The 19527-nt window shown below is 37.6% G+C and carries 14 protein-coding genes; 8 read left to right on the forward strand and 6 right to left on the reverse strand.

The window, feature by feature from the left end; genetic code table 11:
- Positions 1-53: 53 nt before the first annotated feature.
- Complete coding sequence (locus tag MKS83_RS06445; protein ID WP_240582450.1) at positions 54-773, reverse strand: hypothetical protein; 720 nt, start codon at positions 771-773, stop codon at positions 54-56.
- Positions 774-1354: 581 nt separating this feature from the next.
- Between MKS83_RS06445 and MKS83_RS06450 the strand changes: the two genes are divergently transcribed.
- Together MKS83_RS06450 and MKS83_RS06455 are read left to right on the forward strand one after the other, a co-directional pair.
- A complete protein-coding gene (locus MKS83_RS06450) occupies positions 1355-2533 on the forward strand; it encodes an acetyl-CoA C-acyltransferase (protein ID WP_240582451.1) in 1179 nt (392 codons plus the stop codon).
- Positions 2534-2550: 17 nt separating this feature from the next.
- Positions 2551-2706 (forward strand): helix-turn-helix domain-containing protein, encoded by a 156-nt coding sequence (locus MKS83_RS06455; RefSeq protein ID WP_410679445.1) that lies wholly within the window; start codon positions 2551-2553, stop codon positions 2704-2706.
- Between the two features lie 72 nt (positions 2707-2778).
- On the opposite strand, the gene MKS83_RS06460 is transcribed toward MKS83_RS06455, so the two are convergent.
- On the reverse strand, positions 2779-3528 hold the full coding sequence (locus tag MKS83_RS06460) for an NUDIX hydrolase (protein WP_240582452.1): 750 nt from the start codon (positions 3526-3528) through the stop codon (positions 2779-2781).
- Positions 3529-3942: 414 nt separating this feature from the next.
- Between MKS83_RS06460 and MKS83_RS06465 the strand changes: the two genes are divergently transcribed.
- The 6 genes from MKS83_RS06465 (at position 3943) to MKS83_RS06490 (ending at position 16222) form a co-directional block, all read left to right on the forward strand.
- A complete protein-coding gene (locus MKS83_RS06465) occupies positions 3943-6201 on the forward strand; it encodes a TonB-dependent receptor (protein WP_240582453.1) in 2259 nt (752 codons plus the stop codon).
- 10 nt (positions 6202-6211) lie between these two features.
- Positions 6212-8503: a glycoside hydrolase family 3 protein gene (locus MKS83_RS06470; RefSeq protein ID WP_240582454.1), complete on the forward strand. Its 2292-nt coding sequence runs from the start codon at positions 6212-6214 to the stop codon at positions 8501-8503.
- Positions 8504-8743: 240 nt separating this feature from the next.
- Positions 8744-9910 carry an esterase gene (locus tag MKS83_RS06475; RefSeq protein ID WP_240582455.1) on the forward strand — a complete coding sequence of 389 codons (1167 nt, stop codon included), beginning with the start codon at positions 8744-8746 and terminating at the stop codon, positions 9908-9910.
- 380 nt (positions 9911-10290) lie between these two features.
- A complete protein-coding gene (locus MKS83_RS06480; RefSeq protein WP_240582456.1) occupies positions 10291-11169 on the forward strand; it encodes an alpha/beta hydrolase in 879 nt (292 codons plus the stop codon).
- A gap of 114 nt (positions 11170-11283) precedes the next feature.
- Positions 11284-13746 (forward strand): glycoside hydrolase family 3 C-terminal domain-containing protein, encoded by a 2463-nt coding sequence (locus MKS83_RS06485; RefSeq protein WP_240582457.1) that lies wholly within the window; start codon positions 11284-11286, stop codon positions 13744-13746.
- Positions 13747-14509: 763 nt separating this feature from the next.
- Positions 14510-16222 carry an RICIN domain-containing protein gene (locus MKS83_RS06490; protein WP_240582458.1) on the forward strand — a complete coding sequence of 571 codons (1713 nt, stop codon included), beginning with the start codon at positions 14510-14512 and terminating at the stop codon, positions 16220-16222.
- A gap of 134 nt (positions 16223-16356) precedes the next feature.
- On the opposite strand, the gene MKS83_RS06495 is transcribed toward MKS83_RS06490, so the two are convergent.
- The 4 genes from MKS83_RS06495 to MKS83_RS06510 all read right to left on the reverse strand — a co-directional run bounded on the left by MKS83_RS06495 (position 16357) and on the right by MKS83_RS06510 (position 19366).
- Positions 16357-17340 (reverse strand): serine hydrolase domain-containing protein, encoded by a 984-nt coding sequence (locus MKS83_RS06495; protein ID WP_240582459.1) that lies wholly within the window; start codon positions 17338-17340, stop codon positions 16357-16359.
- 415 nt (positions 17341-17755) lie between these two features.
- Positions 17756-18622: a S41 family peptidase gene (locus MKS83_RS06500; RefSeq protein ID WP_240582460.1), complete on the reverse strand. Its 867-nt coding sequence runs from the start codon at positions 18620-18622 to the stop codon at positions 17756-17758.
- Positions 18619-18780, reverse strand: coding sequence for a hypothetical protein (locus MKS83_RS06505; protein WP_240582461.1), 162 nt, complete (start codon positions 18778-18780; stop codon positions 18619-18621). The genes MKS83_RS06500 and MKS83_RS06505 overlap by 4 nt, the downstream gene beginning before the upstream one ends.
- Positions 18781-18847: 67 nt before the next feature.
- Positions 18848-19366 (reverse strand): hypothetical protein, encoded by a 519-nt coding sequence (locus MKS83_RS06510; protein ID WP_240582462.1) that lies wholly within the window; start codon positions 19364-19366, stop codon positions 18848-18850.
- Positions 19367-19527: the final 161 nt, after the last annotated feature.

A 19527-nucleotide genomic window follows, 5' to 3' on the forward strand; every position in this document is an offset into this window, starting at 1 on the left:
AAATAGTTATGATTTTTATTATTGTATGTAGTTGTGAAGAAGCTTTTTGCGAACTACTCAAGAGCAACATCCACCACATTTACAACTACCAGAACCGGCTCAGGCTGAAGACTTGTATTATCATAATTACGAATAAATACCTGTCTTTTGCTCGGAAATTTTATCCCCTGTACCTCTATATAATCATACAGATAGTGAGCACTTGCCACATTCTCAGAAATTTCCACATTATAATCATGCCTACGTATTAGACCATTTTTGTCGATATAAAATGTCTGAATACGGCTGTGGCTTTCGACTGCTTCAGGAAAAATAACCCTCAGTCTACGGAATGCTTCGCCATCTTCTTCCCAAGGATCAATTTCTGTTACCTCAAAAGCAGGATTTGCAAAGCAAAACGGTGCGTTGAAGTAAATCCATATGGCATAGCTTGCAAAATAAAATGCCTGTAAGCGCGTCCAAGGTGTTTCCCTCTTGTGATTAATAAATGACTGTCTGGGATTTGAAAGTTCCTCAATTATTTCATTATTCAGTGTTAAAGCAGCGACATGGTCTGGTTCAAACGATGTTTTCCAATCCGCATAAACCGGCTGAAAAGATACTGATTGCTTTTTGGTACTTACAGAAACATACGTATCATTTATGATTCCCGGTTGTTGTTTCCTGATCCAGGTTAGCCCATCAACTTTTAGATGTGCCGATATGTTATTAAATTTGTTCCAGTTTTCAAGACCACCATGTGCCTCGATCGTTAATTTTAAGAGATCATTCATAAATTATTTTTATAGTTATTCTTGGTTATACTGTTGATGATATATAAAACAGGCTATAATTAGTATAAAATAGCGGTCATCTTCAGTATAAGGTTTTTAATTGTTGTGGCCCTCAATAATTTATTTATGTATTATTGAAGGTTTCGGTGACTTTAAGTAACGCGTTAAACTCATTAACTACTATCTATATATCTTTTTTTCATTTTTTAGCAATTTTAAAATATACCGATCAGTATATTAATATTAAAAAAAATACCCCTTGTAATTCTTGTTTAACAATATGTTAATTCTTGATGCATCTATTTGTAAATATTTGGATTATTTAATTTTAAAAGTAATACATTCCTCTAAAACACTGTTAATAAGAGCAATATATTTCCCAACAACTATATCTTTTTAAACTCATTGTTTCTCCTGATTTCTAAAAATAAAACTTTAATTGCTTGCAAATATAAATAAAATAAAATACCGATTGGTATATTTTTGCTATATTTGTACATATTAGATTCACTTCAAAATAAACTGGATAGAAAATTATAAATATCAATATACTGATCAGTATATTCCAAAATATAAAATTTATGAAAGATGTATTTATCGTATCCGCTAAACGAACTCCTATAGGCAGCCTATTAGGTAATTTATCAGGATATACCGCTACGCAATTAGGAAGTATCGCCATCGAAAATGCGCTGAAGAGTATTGCATTCCATCCTGAATGGATTGACAGTATTTATATGGGAAATGTGTTGAGCGCAGGAGTTGGACAGTCCCCGGCCAGACAAGCTGCAATTTTTTCAAAAATCCCTTATGAAAAAGACGCTACCACTGTAAATAAAGTGTGTGCATCAGGAATGAAGGCAACAATGCTGGGAGCGCAACAAATCCAAACCGGACTGGAGAACATTGTAGTGACAGGCGGTATGGAAAGCATGAGTAATGTACCCCATTATGCATTTTTGCGGAAAGGTACAAAGTTAGGGAATGTTAGTCTTATCGATGGTATGACCAAAGATGGATTATGGGACGTGTATAATGATTTTCATATGGGAAGTGCAGCTGAATTAGGAATTAAAAAGTATGGACATACCAGACAAGAAATTGATGCGTATGCATTACGCTCTTATGAAAATGCACAAAAAGCCACAGAACAGGGTAAGCTCAAGAATGAGCTTGCTATAGTAACTATTCAGGAAAAGAAAGAAACTGTTATCATAGATAAAGATGAAGATATTTATAAGTTAATTCCAGAAAAAGTAGCTCAGCTAAAACCTGTTTTTGAAGAAGACGGACTACTTACTGCCGCTAATTCGAGCAATTTGAATGATGGTGCGGCAGCTTTATTACTTGCTTCTGAAGATGCCGTATTGAAATATAATTTACAACCATTGGCTAAAATTGTATCATATGCCGATGCAGCCCAAGCTCCAGAGTGGTTTACGACCACACCGTCCATTGCGATTCCCAAAGCTTTGAAACAAGCAAACTTAAATATTGCGGATATCAGTTATTTTGAAATCAATGAAGCTTATGCTTCTGTTATTCTTTCCAATCAAAAAATTTTAGGATTAGATATAGAAAAAATTAATGTTTACGGAGGGGCCGTTGCTTTAGGCCATCCAATAGGAGCTTCCGGCGCAAGGATTATTGTGACACTTCTAAATGTACTACAGCAAGAAAAAGGGAAATATGGAGTAGCTGCCATATGCAATGGTGGTGGTGGCGCCTCTGCTATTGTTATCGAAAACTTGGTTAGATAAATAGCAAAATATTAAAAATGCTCCGGATAATCCGCGCCATGGAATTAATAAAAGATACGGATCTGAATATTACCGAAATCGCATATGAAGTTGGTTATTCAAACATATCAGCGTTCAGTAATAATTTTCAGCAACTGACAAATATGAGACCCAGTGAGTTAAAAATAAAGTAAAAGGATGTACAATCAATTATAGAACCTCATGGAACTTCTATGAAAATCTTAATTTTTTTGTACTTATTTTAGTTACCAGCTATTGACCCCGTCCTGCAGTGCCTTTTCATAATTTTCCTTATCAAAAGAATATAGCTCCTGTGCTTTATGAGCACCACCCGTACGCAGTTCGTTTAATTTTGTTAAGATTCCCATATTTTTGATCTTTCTATAAAAATTACCCCGGTTAAGACTCCTTCCCAATATCGTTTCATACAACTTTTGCAGTTCCGTCATCGTAAATTTCTCTGGCAACAGATTGTACCCTATAGGTTTATAAGTGATACGCTCTCTCAGAGTCAAGAGCGCTTTTTGGATAATTTCCTTATGGTCCATGGTAATACTATATTGGTCCAGATTGTTAACATCCAGCCAGTCAAATTCTTCACTCATTTCATCTGCTTTGGGAGAAACATTATGATAGTTGACCAGTGCATAATACCCAATGGAAACAAATCTTTGCTTATGCCACAAACTGTCTTCATAATCCGCAAAAAAATCTTCGCTTCGTCCATACTTTCCGAATACCGCAAACTCCTCCAGAAATATATTGGTTACCCCAGCACGCTGGGAAAGAATTCTCACAGCAGCATCATCTATATGCTCTTTCTTTTGAAGATAACCACCGGGAAGAAACCATTGCTGGTTAAATTTCATCTTAATCGCAAGTACCTTAAGCTCATTTTCGCTAAAGCCGAAAATAACTGTATCGATGGAAATATGTGGTAAATATAGCTCATAGGACTCAACTGATTTCTCTAAGATCTGCTTATGGGGATTCATCTATTTTCTATTGTTTGACTGGAACAAATTTAAGATCATATTTAGCAAGAACCAAAATTTGCGCCTCCAGATTCTATTTTTGGGTAATGTTCAGTTTACGATTTTTTAATATTTCCAAAGCTTTCCAACAGTATTCGCAACAAAAACAGCATATAAAAAACTAATAATCAATAAAATACACGATTGTTAATTTTTCCTAACATTTTTTTTGGCCGTATCAAAAAAAGAATGTAATATTGGTTGCTTCCTAATGAAGCAACCAATATTTATATGAAAATATCACTCCCCTACCAGATATAATCCTTGTAGAAACCATTATTTATGATGCTAAAAATCAATTATTTAAGATACTGCATATGTAATTCTATATCTCCTTGTAAAAATTAAACTTTAATAATAGATTGATTGATAATTATGAAAAATCCAAAACTGAAAATTTCCGCATTGGGACTGCTGCTTTCGTTCAGTGGGGCGTTCGGGCAACAGGTCGATAGCCTGGCAGTGAAAAATGCTGTGAATACTGCTACAAAAGGTGGAGAAGGCGTAAAGACTGTTACCACCAAAGAAGATAATAACAGAAATGTAATGTTAAATGCGGCCAACAATACAAGTCCAAGAGACGTGAATATCGGTCTGCCATCAACCGTTGGAGGAATAACGATCCTTGAAAACGACCTTCCCGTGGTTTATTTTTTCTGGCCTGAGTTACCCAATAAAACATGGAGACAAAGTGTAGGTTTAGAGAAAACCGGATTGTTGAAAATGGACCAGCTGGCTAATACAATGGGCGACCTTGGTTTTGCGGTGAATTCTTATTCCCAAACTGGAACCAAGGATTTCAAATTAAAAGGAAAATTCACAACAAGTACTTTTGGGTGGCTGCAGGGAGATGTTAATGCTTCCGGACCGATTTCCAAAAACGGCTGGACTTATACAGTGGGTGCTTTTGCCAACTTTGACCCAAGTACGTACAAACTAGGCTTTGCAAGAAATGCTGATGAAACAAAGATTTTCAGGGCAGGTGTCACCAAATATTTCAATAATGATAAAGGTAAAATCTCAGTTTTATACAAATATGCGGATTCTTACAGCATAACCAATTATGCAGTTTTCCAATACGGCGAAAATGGGAAAGTAACAGAACTTGATAATTTCAAAATTGGTAGAGATTCCTATGTGGTAAGAGACGGGCAGATGAAAATTAAAGATATTCTTACGGGAGAATCTTATTGGGCGTCCATGAGTGGCAAAGATAACAGGTCAACATCTCACAATATTGATGTTTTCGGTAATTATCTTTTAGACAACGGATGGAATTTCAAATTCTCTACGAGGGCTCATTTTTCAAAAGTGAAGATGGCCAATATGATTCCTTTAAGTATTTTCAATGCTAATTCTACAGCAGGATATACTCTGGCTTCAAACGGGCAACCTTATACTGGACAAGTAGGAACTATTTTGGGGATGTACACACCAGAAACTCCGATTACCAGTGTTGCCGGTCGTTTTTCTTTGAATAAACAGCTAGGGAATCATAACGTGACATTGGGAGTATTGGAACAATACTATCATGTTGACAAATTCACATCCAACCGTACTTTTTTCTTCCAGAGTGTTGAACCACAGCCTCAGAGACTAATTGGTCCAAATACGGATGCTGATGGATTCTACAACTACAATGCAGGTGGAGAATACCATAGTGGAACAGAAAACAAACTTTCACTGTATGGTACGGATGAATGGAAAGTTACCGACAACTTTAATCTGAGTTATGGTTTACATTTGAGAAACCACATCCTTGACGGAGAATATTCTTTGACGCCGAGAACTGTTGGTTTCAGCTTTACAGACCCGAGTCAGTTCAACCATATCAGTCAAAGTTTCTTCCAGATCGCAGGAAGTTTGAATGCCACATATAACATTACTAAGAACTTTGGAGTTTTAGCCAACTTCTTGTATACTGAAGAAAACAGAAGGTTGGAGAGTTATTCACAAGCTTTTGAACCGAACACTAATAAAATTAAAAGTCCGTTGGGAGCATTCGGGGTTTTCTGGAATACCAACTGGATTCAATTGATTTCCCAGGCAACTTATCTTAAAAAGAACAACAACCTGAACCGGTACAACCTTGTAAATCCTGCCAACAGTTCTCAGGCACAGACTACAACGGTTTATTACGATATTCAGACTTTGGGCTGGACGACGGATTTTGTTTTAAAACCATTCAAAGGATTTAATTTACATTATCTCGTGACGTTCCAAAATCCGGTTTATAAGAAATTTAATTTCAATGCCTTCGGAAAAGACTATAATTACAGTGATAACAATGTGTTAGGCGTTGCTAAAGTATTGATGGAAATCGACCCTAGTTATTCTATTGACAAATGGAGGTTCTGGGCAAGTTTCAGGTATTTCTCAAAACAATATGCGAACCTTACGAATGCCTTATACTTCGCTCCAAGATGGGAAACATTCGGAGGGGTAAGTTATACAGTTAACAAAAATATCAACATTGGTGCAACGGTCATCAACTTCCTGAACCAAAGAGGAGCCAGCGGAACCATCAACGGTGCTGAATTAATTACCGACGCAAGTCCATATTACGGAAAACTGTTAACAGGGACATACATTATGCCTTTAACGGGACAATTCTCAGTAAGCTTTAATTTCTAAAATATAAACAATGAAAAGAACGGTTTTAAATGTTGCTGCATTATTTTTGGGAATAACAGCATTTTCGCAAAACATTCAGACAGTTACAAATTCTAAAGGTCCTGTTTTGGGATATTCCTCAGATTCAGGAGTGAAGATTCTGACAGTTGGCGGAAATAAATTCAAGGATTTAAATAAAAACGGAAAACTCGACAAATACGAAGACTGGAGACTTCCGGTTGACGAAAGAGCAAAAGATTTAGCTTCAAAAATGACGGTCGAGCAGATTGCAGGTTTGATGTTGTATAGTGGTCATCAATCGGTTCCTGCACCTCCAGATGGCATAAGAGCAGGAAAATATAACGGCAAATTTTATAAAGAAAGCGGCGCAAAAGCCTCTGATTTAACAGACCAACAAAAGAAATTTTTAAAAGAAGACAACCTTCGTCACGTTTTGGTAACAACGGTTGAATCTCCTGCAATTGCAGCACAATGGAGTAACAATATTCAGGCTTATATTGAAGGTTTGGGATTGGGAATTCCTGCGAACAACAGTACAGACCCGAGACATTCCGCAACCGTAACAGCCGAATTTAATGAAGGAGCCGGCGGACAGATTTCTCTTTGGCCGGATGGTTTGGCAATGGGCGCAACATTCGACCCGGAATTGGTTAAAAAATTCGGAAATATTGCCGCTCAGGAATACAGAGCATTAGGAATTTCAACGGCTTTATCACCTCAAATCGACTTAGGAACAGAACCGCGTTGGTACAGAATCGCTTACGTTTTTTCCGAAAGTCCTGAATTGACGGCAGATATGGCAAGAGGTTACATCGACGGTTTCCAAACGACCATCGGAAATAAAAATGGTTGGGGAAACAAAAGTGTAAATGCAATGGTAAAACACTGGCCGGGAGGCGGACCTGAAGAAGGTGGTCGTGATGGTCACTGGGCAATGGGAAAATTCGCGGTTTATCCGGGAAATAATTTCCAAAATCACATAAAACCTTTTACAGAAGGTGCTTTCAAATTAGCTGGCGGAACTAAAGAAGCTTCTGCAGTGATGCCTTATTACACGATTAGCTTTAATCAGGATACTAAGAACGGCGAAAATGTTGGAAACGGTTACAGCAAATATTTAATCACAGACTTACTTCGTGGAAAATATAAATATGATGGTGTAGTTTGTACCGACTGGTTGATTACAGCAGACGAACCAAAAACGCCAGGCGGATTTGCCGGAAAACCTTGGGGTGCTGAAAAACTTTCCATTGCGGAACGTCATTATAAGGTGTTGGAAGCCGGAGTTGACCAATTCGGAGGAAATAATGATAAAGGGCCTGTTTTGGAAGCCTATCAAATGGGCGTGAAAGAGCATGGCGAAAAAGCATATCGCGCTAAATTTGAGCAGTCTGCAGTCCGTTTGCTGAGAAATTTCTTCAGAACAGGATTGTTTGAAAATCCTTATGTCAATGTTGAAGAAACCAAGAAAATCGTTGGTAATCCTGAATTTATGAAAGCAGGCTACGAAGCTCAGGTAAAATCTATCGTACTGTTGAAAAACAAAGCCAACATTCTTCCGATTAAAGAAAGAAAAACGGTTTACATTCCGAAGAGATATTCTCCGGCGACGTTCAACTGGTGGGGAGTTTACACGGCTCCGTCTTTAGAGTATCCTGTTGATATCGAAAAAGTGAAGAAACATTATAACGTAACCGAAGATCCTTCAAAAGCTGATTTTGCCTTAGTTTTTGTGAAAAGTCCGCACAGTGAAGAAGGTGGTTACAGCGATATTGATGCGGCAGAAGGCGGAAACGGCTATGTTCCGATTTCTCTTCAATATCAAACTTATACAGCAACGGAAGCCCGTGAAAAAAGTATTGCAGCGGGAGATCCTGTTGTTGCACCCAATGTACACGACAGAACATTTAAAAACAAAACTTCGACAGCAACCAATTTCACAGATTTATTAGCCATAGAAAATGCATACAAAGCAATGAAGGGAAAACCTGTGATTGTTTCTGTAACGGCTTCAAAACCGATGGTTTTCAATGAATTTGAAAAGCACGCTGATGCGATTTTAATGAATTTTAATGTATCGAATCAAGCCGTTGTGGATATTGTAACCGGAAAATACGAACCTTCAGGATTGCTTCCGCTTCAGATGCCTGCGAATATGGCGACCGTTGAAAAGCAGAAAGAAGACGTGCCTTACGATATGGAAACGCATAAAGATTCCGAAGGTCACAACTATGATTTCGGATACGGAATGAACTGGTCTGGCGTCATTAAAGATGCGAGAACTGAGAAATATAAAAAATAATTGATAATTCTGAGTCTGTATTGTACAGGCTCAGAATTTTATTTTTGAATTAACAACTGTCTTTTAATAACCATAAAGTCACAAAAGATTTAAAGCTATAATTAATACTCCGAAAAAGTTCACAAAACTGCAAATCAAAGATTCTCAAAACTTTTGTGTTCCAATATTTTCAACATTTTAAACTTAAATCTAATGTGTTAAAAAACTTTTGTGGCTAAAAAAATAAAAAAACAATATAATATGAAAATCAGATACACAATTTATTCAATGATGCTTGGTTCATTAATGTTTGCCCAGGAAAGCCTTGATTTCAGCGGAAAGAAAAATTTAATTTCTCCCGAAATCAATGGAAAAAATATTACGTTTCGATTATTGGCACCTAATGTGAAGAGCGTAAAGCTTCAGGGAAACTGGTTTCCTTCACAAGGAATGGATCCGGGTTCCGTGGATTTGCAGAAAGACAAAGACGGTGTTTGGTCGTTTACTAAAAATGATTTCACACCCGATTTATACACGTATTCATTCGTTGTGGATGGCGTGAAAGCCAGCGACCCGAACAATTCTTATCAGGTTCGGGATGTTTCCTCGGTGATGAGTATGTTTTTAGTTGACGGAAAACAATCCGAAAATTATAAAGTTCAGAATGTGCCGCACGGAACGGTTTCCAAAAGATGGTACAAATCAGACGGACTGAAAGAAGATCGCAGATTAACAGTTTATACACCTCCAGGTTACGAAAACTCGAAAGAAAAATTCCCTGTTTTGTATTTGCTTCACGGAATGGGTGGCGACGAAGAAGCGTGGATGACTTTAGGTAGAGCTTCTCAGATTTTAGATAATTTAATTGCCCAGGGAAAAGCAAAACCCATGATTGTTGTAATGCCAAACGGTCATACAAGCAATTCTGCAGCGCCGGGCGAATCTTCGAAAGGTTTTTATAAAATCGATATGAGGACACCGGATATTTTCAGTGGCGATATGGAAACGTATTTTAAAGAGATTATAAATTTCACAGAATCCAATTACCACGTAAAAGCTGATGCCAAAAACCGTGCAATTGCAGGACTTTCGATGGGCGGTTTCCACTCGTTATACATCTCTGCCAATCAGCCGAAAACCTTCGATTATGTAGGGCTTTTTTCTCCTGCAATTCTTCCGCCAGACGAAAAGAAAAGCCCGGTTTATCAGAATTTAGATCAAAAACTAAAAACTCAGCAAAGTAACTCGTACAAACTGTACTGGATTGCCATCGGAAAGACCGATTTTCTATACAAAAATGTAGCAGAATACCGTCAGAAGCTCGATAAAATGAATTTCAGATATCAATACGTAGAGTCCGAAGGCGGTCACACGTGGAGCAATTGGAGAACGTATTTAAATGAATTTGTTCCGCAATTATTTAAATAAAATAAATATTTGACTACGTCGAACCATTATGTTAGGTTTGGGCAGCTATTTCTGCCTTCCGCTCCCAATCTTTTTTGCAGGACGATTTCAGATTAAATAGAACTTTTGTATAAGCAAAAAAGGATTTCCGCTCAAGTCGGGCTGCGGATTCAGCATAAAAAACGTGACAATATAAAAAAACACGGTTTTGTCATTCCGTAGGAATCTAAGCATAGAATTTTACAATCATTATTGAGATTCCTACGGAATGACAAACTAACTGTGAAATTACTATCGTCTTAGCTGAGTGCTAACGCCTTTGCGAACTTGAAAACAGTTTAATAATCAAAAAAACTTTGCGCTCTTTGCGTTAAAATTTTTACAAATCAAACAATTTAAAAATGAAAAAATTTATTATATCAAGTGCATTAATTTTTGGTTTAACTACCATTAACGCACAAAAATCAATTCCATTGTACCAGGGAAAAGCTCCGGGATCAGAAAACTGGACGTATTCTGAAAAAGAAATGGACTCAGATTTATTCAAAACTCATCTGGTGTACAATGTTTCCGCTCCGGCAATAGAAATCTACGAAGCGCCAAAGGCAAAAGCCAACGGAACAGTAATCGTAATCGCTCCCGGTGGCGGATTTCAGAGTCTTTCCATTAATAAAGAAGGAAGAGATTTAGCCAAAATTCTTCAGGAAAAAGGAATTACGGCAGTTGTTTTAAAATATCGTTTGCTCGAAACCAAAACCGGCGATCCGGCTCGTGAAATGATGGAAAACATCAAAGACAGACCAGCTTTTGATGCCAAAACAGCTCCGATCAAAGTGATGGCAGGAAATGATATTAAAACTGCCATTTCTTACATCAGAAAAAACGCAGCTCAACTCAATGTAAATCCAGAAAAATTGGGTGTTATCGGCTTTTCAGCGGGTGCAAGTGTGATTCTGGAAAGTGTACTTCACAGCGAAGATGCTTCTACCATTCCAAATTTTGCAGCTTCCATCTACGGCGGTCCTAGTGACGTGGTTTTAGGTTATCAGGTTCCTGAACAAAAATTGCCTTTGTTCATTTGCGCAGCAGACGATGACCAATTAAAACTGGCTCCGAAATCTATTTTACTGTACACCAAATGGCACGATGCAAAGCAGCCTGCTGAACTTCACATTTATGAAAAGGGCGGTCACGGTTTCGGAATGGGAAAACAGAACCTTCCTGTTGATAAATGGTCGGATGTGTATTTGGATTGGTTACGGTTTCATAAGTTTTTATAACATTTTAATCAAAAAATCAATCATATAGTTTCTTTTTACGGCAGTAGTTGTGCCTGCACAGCTTTCTGCCGTAATTTCAGAAATCCTCAATAATAACAAAAAGTAAAACATATTATGAACAAGAACGAAACTACTTTGCTGATGCTTTCGAAAAAAGCAAAGTTCGCAGGATTGTTCCTGGCTTTATTAGCAGCTTCGCCTTTTGCAAAGGCCCAAAATAATCCGACGGTTACCGTTGGCGGAAAGATATTCAAAGACCTCAACAAAAACGGTAAACTCGATATCTGGGAAGATACAAGATTATCCGTTGACAAAAGAATTGATGCCATCATCAAGCAAATGACCAACGAAGAAAAAGTAAATCTTCTGATCGGAACAGGAATGCCCGGAATTGAAGTTCTGACCGGACCTGTCGGAGATTCAAAGCAGGGTTTGGTTCCCGGAGCGGCGGGTGGAACAGCGAATTTCGACCGTTTCGGAATTCCTGCGACGGTGGTTGCAGACGGACCTGCCGGTTTGAGAATTGCGCCAACAAGACCGAATGATTCAAAAACGTATTATGCAACCGCTTTTCCTGTGGGAACAGCGTTGGCTTCGACCTGGAATAAAACACTTTTGGAGCAGGTTGGAAAAGCAATGGGAAATGAGGTGAAAGAATATGGTGTGGACGTACTTTTAGCGCCGGCTTTAAACATTCAAAGAAATCCATTGAACGGCAGAAACTTCGAATATTATTCTGAAGACCCTTTGATTTCAGGAAAAACGGCTGCCTCTATTGTAAACGGAATCCAGTCTCAGGGTGTGGGAACTTCCATCAAACATTTCGCTGCGAATAATGAAGAAACCAACCGTTTAACAATCAATGCCCACGTTTCTGAAAGAGCGATGAGAGAATTGTATTTGAGAAATTTCGAAATCGCTGTTAAAGAATCTCAGCCCTGGACCGTAATGTCATCTTACAACAAAGTGAACGGCGTTTACACATCAGATTCAAAAGATTTATTAACTCAGGTTTTGAGAAACGAATGGGGTTTCAAAGGCATTGTAATGACCGACTGGTTCGGTGGTTTCCCGGGATTTGAATCCATCAGAAGCGGCGGAATTTCTGATGTTGTCAAGCAGATGAACGCAGGAAACGACCTTCTGATGCCGGGAATTCCAGCGCAGAAAAAAGTTTTATTGGCGGCTTTAGAGTCAGGGAAAGTATCTCAGGAAGTTGCCAACCTTAATGTGAAAAGAATCCTGGAATATGTATTCAAAACACCAACTTTTGCCCGACACCAATACAGCGACAAACCTAATCTTGCAGAACATGCGGAAGTAACCAGAAACGCTGCAACAGAAGGAATGGTTTTGCTTAAAAACGAACAAAATACTTTGCCTTTTGATAACAAGCAGAAAGAAGTTTCATTATTCGGAGTGACTTCCTATGCGTGGATTACGGGCGGAACAGGAAGCGGAAGCGTAAATAACAAGCACACGGTTTCTCTTTTGGAAGGTTTGAATGCGGCAGGTTACAAATTAGACAAAGAATTGGTTGATTTATACCAACCACACGCTGAAAAAGAAGTAGCCGCCGAAAAAGAAAGAAGAAAAGCAAAAGGAATTTTGGCTTTACCAGAAAGACTTCCCGAAATGAAACTGGATGATGCGTTCTATGCTAAAAAAGCAGAAACTTCGGAAATCGCTTTCGTGACGTTGGGAAGAAACTCAGGAGAAGGCGGTGACAGAGTTGTTGATAATGATTTCAATCTGGCGACGGAAGAAATCGAAATGCTGGATAAAATCTCGAAAGCTTTCCACGCCAAAGGGAAAAAAGTGGTTGTGATTTTAAATATCGGCGGGGTTATCGAAACCGCTTCGTGGAAGGATAAAGTCGATGCTATTTTATTAGCTTGGCAACCGGGTCAGGAAGGCGGACATTCCGTTGCAGATGTGATTTCAGGAAAGGTAAATCCTTCCGGAAAACTAACGATGACTTTCCCTGTGAATTACGCAGATCACGCTTCGGCAAAGAATTTCCCGGGAGTTCCTGCAGATAATCCGAAAGATGTGACGTATCAGGAAGGGGTGTATGTTGGTTACCGTTATTTTAACACGTTTGGCGTAAAACCTTCGTATGAATTCGGTTTTGGGAAATCTTACACGGATTTTGCGTATTCAAATATTAAAACGAACTCAAAGACTTTTAATAACCAATTAGAAATAACTTTTGATGTAAAAAATACCGGAAAAGTTACCGGAAAAGAAGTCGTTGAATTGTATCTTTCAGCTCCGGGGAAAAATATCGACAAACCAAAATCTGAATTGAAAGCTTATGCTAAAACCAAAGATCTGAAACCTGGAGAATCCCAAACCATTACTTTGGTATTAAATCCGAAAGATTTAGCATCATTTGAAACCGCAAAATCTGCGTGGGTTGCAGAAGCCGGAAATTACAAAGTATTTGTCGGAGCTTCTTCTTTAGACATCAAACAAACAGCAGAATTCTCTGTTCCGAAAGAATTAGTGGTTGAAAAAGTTCAGCACATTCTACCTGCGGATGAAAAGTTTGAAGATCTAAAGCCTAAAAACTAATACATCATTTCAATTATCAGAACGACCTAATTTGACTGTATTGCGAGAAATGATATTCAGGAATTAGGGATATTTAATATTTCATTGTTTGACAACGCCAATACTTTTTGTATTGGCGTTGTTTTTAGTAGAAAGCGCAAAATCTAAAATAGATTCAAAGATTTGATTTGATCAGTGACATAATGCTGGATTTTTATAATGCAAATTTCCAACAACGCACACAAGAAAAAGTATCTCAATTCCCGAAATATGTAACAGAATCTCTGTTCGTATCTAATTGCATGAAATTTTTGAAGCTTCTTTTTTTTAATCAAAGCTATTTTTATGATTTTTTGAGCCAATGACGGAAAACTTCAGACAAAGTAAAAATATGATAAGATTCTCCTATTTTCTTTTTAGTACATAGCATTACAACCATTTGTTAATTACTCCATTTATGATATTGATTCCATTTGTTAATTTTTAACAAAAATTTAATTTATATTTAATAATTTACATATATTTATGCAAAACTAATAGATAAATCAAATGAAAATTAAAAATTCAACAAACATATCATTTGTTTACATTTTCAAAAATATTTACTCCGAAAGTAATCTCACAGAAAGATATTTATATTCTACATCACAGTTGCCCCAAGAAAATCTTAAGGATTATACTTTTTTATAAAACGGGTAATCAATTATTATCATGTTCACAAGGATAAAAGCCAGGAAACTGATAGCTAAAAACGACATCATTAATCACCTTTAAATATTTAATTATGAGAACAAACAAAATGTGGCTCCTAGCCTTTCTGTTAATCATTCTTTCCAGCTGCTCTACGCTGGAAGAAAAAAGTTTAATGGAAGAACCTGAAACAAATCTAGGTACCGGTGCAAGAGCATTGGCGGCAACACCAACTCTGCATGTCGGAGGCAGATACCTCAAAGATCCGTGCGGCAATAACGTTGTCTTACATGGGGTTGCCATAACACCTAGCCCTTGGTTTAACGGGTGTCAATATGGCGCCAATTCCGGCTACTGTACCTGGGATAATTATAATGTTCAGGGGGCTTTGAATTATAACAAAGCTGTCATGGACAAACTCAGCAACCCTACCGATGGCTGGTATCTCAATTACATCCGTCTTCATATCGATCCGTATTGGACCAATGATCCCGGACCGGCTATTCCTGAGAACGATATCTCAAGATTCAATTATAACCGTCTGGTCACCTATACGGATCAGGTGATCATTCCACTGATCAACCATGCCCGCAGTCTGGGAATGTATGTCATCCTGCGTCCGCCAGGCGTATGTCCAAATCGTATTGCTGTGAACGATGCTTATCATAGCTACCTTAAAACCGTATGGACCTTTTTGTCACAACATCCGGGTCTAAAGAACGCTGACAATGTAATGTTCGAATTAGCTAATGAACCTGTTGAAATCCTGGGAACAAACGGCACATGGGGATCTACGGGTAACGAACATTTTGCAGCACTTAAAAACTTCTTCCAGCCTTTAGTTAACATTATTCGTAACAACGGAGCGAATAATGTTTGCTGGATACCAGGTACGGGATGGCAATCACACTATCAGGGCTATGTCAATAATCAGATCACAGGGGGAAATATAGGCTATGCTGTTCACATTTATCCTGGTTACTGGGGTGGTGTCAACAATTATCAATCCTTTCAAAATGCATGGAATATCAATGTTAAACCAATCGCAGACATTGCACCAATCGCCATTACAGAGACTGACTGGGCTCCGCAGGGATATGGCACTTTCGGTATTGGTACAACCGGTACTGCGGGAGGAAACGGATTTGGCGCAAATTTAAAATATATCGTGGATCAATCAGGCAATGTGAGCTGGAATGTCCTTGCCCCGGATGATCTGCTCCACAAAGGTGACCCCAATGCCGGAACAGCCTTCAACAATGATTGGGAAGCTTGTGCCGCCCCGGTCAAACAATGGTTTCAGCAATACGCGTCCTCTAACTATCCTGTTGGAAACTGTAATACCACCAGCAGTCTGGTCAATAATGGTATTTACGAGATCGAGTTCCAGACCGATGCCAACAAAGTACTCGATCTAAAAAATGGAGAAGACGCCAATGGCGCAGTACTAAGACCATGGACAAGAAATGGGGCTAATGCACAGCGCTGGGTTGCTATTGATGCCGGCAATGGCTACTGGCGTTTTGTATCTAAAGCGAGTGCTTCCAATCGTTGCATTGACCTGACTAGTAATAGCAATACACTGGGAACATCAATCCGGCTTTGGCAGAACTATACTAATGATGCGCAGGCGTGGCAGGTAGTTGCTGTCTCCAATGGTTATTACAAAATCCTGTCAAAGGTAGATGCCACACGTGGTTGGGATATTCCCAACTGTACCATGGATGGTAATTCAAACCTACAGCTTTGGGATTACTACGGGACATCCTGTCAATTATTTAAGTTCAAGTTTATAGCAATGAATTAAACACATGGACGAGAATAAACATTGTTTTAAAGAACTTCAAGATTTAGGTTATATAAAATAACCATGTTGGCGTCAACTACCTTCAGTTGACGCCATTTTTTATATCAGAAGGGACTATTCTTACTTCGGTTCCATTATTTCAAAGTCTTTTTTATATCGTTCAGAAAATCAAATACAGGAAAGACATGCCCTTGATTGGTCAATGCAATGATCGTATTCCCGTTTTTCAGATCTCTCCAGAACAGGCTTCTGAAACCGGCCAATCCACCCGTATGTTGAGCAATCATCGAACCGTCAGATTTCTCGATAAACCAGCCCGATCCATATTCAGAATGGGTACCGTCTTCCAGAATGGGAGGAGTCTGATAAAGTAATTTAGTGCTTTCTTCTGATAATAGTTGATTGGTTCTTAGTGCCTTGTCCAATTCGTAAAGGTCTTCCGCCGTAGCATAAATACCCCCGTCTCCTGTGGTAAGAATGGAATAGTCATCCACTTTTTTATCCTTGTTATATCCTATAGCTTTATCGGGAATGACTGTATTTGATTCAAAAACTGTGGTATGATGCATTTGTAGGAGATCAAAGATATTTTCTTTCAAAAATCGGGCATAGGAAACTCCGGAAATCTTTTCGATAATTAAAGACAGGATAATGTAACCGGAATTGCTATATTGAAATTTTGTTCCGGGTTTGAAGGCTAATCCGTCCTGATTTTGAAGCCAATGGATAACCTCATTATTGATCAAATCTTTTTTTGTAAGTCTATTTTCATAATCTCTTATTCCTGAGGTATGATTCAGCAATTGCTTTATGGTAATATGATGGGCATAGGAAGGAATATCGTCAACAAACTTTACGGCATCATCATCGAGTGAAAGAAGTCTTTTTTCCGCCAGTTGAAAAATTGCAATGGCAGTGAAGGGTTTACTTAATGAGGCAATATAAAACGGGGTTTCTTTTGTCAGCTCCACTTTTTGATCCAAATCCCGGTAGCCGAAAACGGTATCTATAATGACTTTATCATTTTGAGCGATTAATATGCTTCCATTGAACTTTCCTTTCCGGTAATAGTTATTAATCACTTCATCCGGAGTCTGACTCGTACTCTGACACCCCATTACTATTAAACAGAAGATAAAATAAAAATGTTTCATATAAACCCTAGACTGTATTATTTATAGATGTAAGAATTTCTTAGCTTAAAGATTTGTACTGGATGTAATAATAGCTGGTTTCATTTTATTTTGTCCTATTGATCGTTTCTTCATACCCATCATCCCAATACATTTTAATAGCATTACATACATTGTTGCTATTCGTTATAAACTCTACTTGATAATCAGTGTCTATCTGGAATAAATTAGCTGTTATAGCTATTGCTTTTCTTGGTTCGTTACTTTTTTGATTGGTGTCTCTAAACATCAATTGATTCTCCGAAAGAGTAATTTCAAATTCCTGAAATCGCCCGATTAACTTTGTTAATTCTGTTGGATTGATGATTACATTTGAAGATTTTGATTTATTAAAATTGATTTACCAGTTAATTTTCCTTTTCTCATTTTCATCTTTTTCGGTCAGTAATTTTTGATTCAGGAAGTGATTTTGAGCGGTCAAAATACAATTTTGCTCTTCTGTTTCAATGTCCGGAATTACGCCAACACCTTCCCAATCGGTTTTAGTGATAACATTTTCTTCACGTGAATATGGAATAAATGCTACAAAGCCATTTCCCATGCTGAAACTTCTTGTTGCATGAGCACCGCCTCTTGATGTATTTCCAATGATAACAGCCTTTTTCATACTTTGTAAAGTGTAAGCAAAACTTTCAGCAGCCGAAAAGGTTCTCCTGCTTGTTAGAATATATAAAGGCATTCCTAATTTTAAACCATTTGTTATTTCCTTTTTATTTTCAATATAAGAATCTGTCCATTTATTTTCGATTCTGTTATAGGTTTTCCCTGTGTAAGTTTTTGTAGGAAAAAAGTAACTTAGAATTTCACCTAACATTTCACCGTTACCTCCGAAATTATTTCTTAGATCAATGATCAATCCGTCAGTATGGGAAATAAACTGCATTGCTGAATGTACTGTTTTTCTTGCAGAAGGACTGAGAACAGCGAAGTTTGTAAATTCTATGTAGCCCATATTTGAAGGCATAATTTCTAACTTTTTAAAATAGAAATTTTGTTTTTCATCTTTTTTAATTTGGTCTGCTAAAATTGCATTTGACCCTTTTTTATTTGCAAGAAATTTTATGATGTCTTTTTCTAATCGGGGATTATATTCAATTCGCAAATGATTGTCTTCATTTACTGAACGAAGTGCTTTTTGAATCTCATTGGCGAATTGGTTGGGGTTTGTGACAGACCTAAATATATTGTTTTGAGTTTGTTGCTTCAAAAGTCTGTCATCATTTTTGCCTTGTCAGGGAAAACATAATTATTGATCAGCGAATTACAAATGCTGTTTACAACTTCTATTTTCTTTAAACTGTCAATCTTTGGCGGCTCATTATTTTGAGCAAAAAAAAAGTTGTCCAATGAAAATGAATAAGCCATTCAAAATGTTTTTCTGTATCATTTACTGTCCGTTTTTAAAACCATTGATAAACTTTCTGAGCTTAGGTTAATTACGCTGTTTTTTGTAAACATATTCATGTCTTTTAATCCATGCAGTTTCTCCGGAAAAAAGGACATCTTTCTGTGTGGATAAAGACGTATTGCCTAATATGTAAGTCTGTCTTATGGTTGCTTTCTTACCATCGTTTCCATCCTTGCCTTCTTTTTCAGTTATGATTCTTATATCGCCGTTGGAAAGTTTTGTCCTGGAAACCAGCTTTTCTTTACCGATGTATTGCCCATCTTTTGAAATAGAAAGAGTATCGGTCTTATTCGCACTTTTTTCTTTGGGATAAGTGTGATCGAAAAGGAATTCATTGGTGTTGGAAATTCTTTTTATCTCAAGATCCGCAGACATCGTATAAGGTTTTCCGGAGCTGTAATCCAGATAGATTAATCGACCTGTCCAGTTTCCTTCAACCTTCATAAAATCATTGATTAGCCGACTCGGTTTTTTCTGAGCCTGCATTAATATTACTGTCAGTAAGAAGAACCCAATAAGTAGAATGTTTGTTAATTGTTTCATATTATTTTTTTTTGATTAATTAATTTCACTTATATAAATCTTTCAACATTTTACCGCCTCAGAATAAGAAATTGATTGTGTGAATTTTAGTTTATAATTAAGACAATTATTATTTTAGAACTATTACATTTCGGTTTGCCCGTATATGTTTTGCCTGATCT

The sequence above is a fragment of the Chryseobacterium sp. Y16C genome, assembly GCF_022488405.1.
Lineage (GTDB): Bacteria > Bacteroidota > Bacteroidia > Flavobacteriales > Weeksellaceae > Chryseobacterium > Chryseobacterium geocarposphaerae.